This window comes from Bacillus sp. LR--39, assembly GCF_053613335.1.
Genome location: NZ_JBSIOT010001279.1, coordinates 1 through 584 on the forward strand (window position 1 = coordinate 1; position 584 = coordinate 584).

Consider the following 584-nt stretch of genomic DNA (forward strand, 5'->3'; position numbering starts at 1 on the left):
AAAGGCTTTGTCACAATATACGGCACTTCAAAAGCGCTCATTCCTTGCGAGAATAAGTGCTGATTTTCCTGAATGAGCGGGAGGTAGACGGATTCCATGATCGGCCCGAGGATGTTTGTTCCATGCAATCCAAAGAACCAGAGCAAATGATTCAAGAAAGTAAAAATCAAGGCTGACCCAACCGTGTTGGAAAGGCCTTGAAGCGGCTCTTGAATCGTGCTGAAAACAAGCTCATGGATGCTTTGCCCCGAAAAGTGAACGATCAGAGCGTTACATAGCCCGGCAGTGGATAAGATGACGGCAGCCGGCAATAGAGCATTCAAGGATTTTGTGACGCCGTCAGGCACTCCTTCAGGCATTTTGATTTTCAATTTCTCATTTTTGGAAAACAGCCGGAAGACTTCTGTCGACAGCAAAGCCACGATTAAGCCGACGAACAGACCTTGGGCTCCCAGCCAAGTCATTGAGAAGCCAAAGTCTTCAGTGGTCGGTGTAAGCACGGCGAATGCGCCAACCCCGATTAATGCGGCAGACAGACCATCTGTGTGATATGACTCGGCCAGCTTGAAGCTGACAGCCGCAAC

Annotated in this window: 1 protein-coding gene; it reads right to left on the bottom strand. The window is 49.1% G+C overall.

Features of this window, described 5'->3' with window-relative positions:
- Positions 1 to 584, bottom strand: a 584-nt coding sequence (locus ACWHAR_RS29960; RefSeq protein WP_452088793.1) for a PTS transporter subunit EIIC, incomplete at both ends; no start/stop codon positions are given.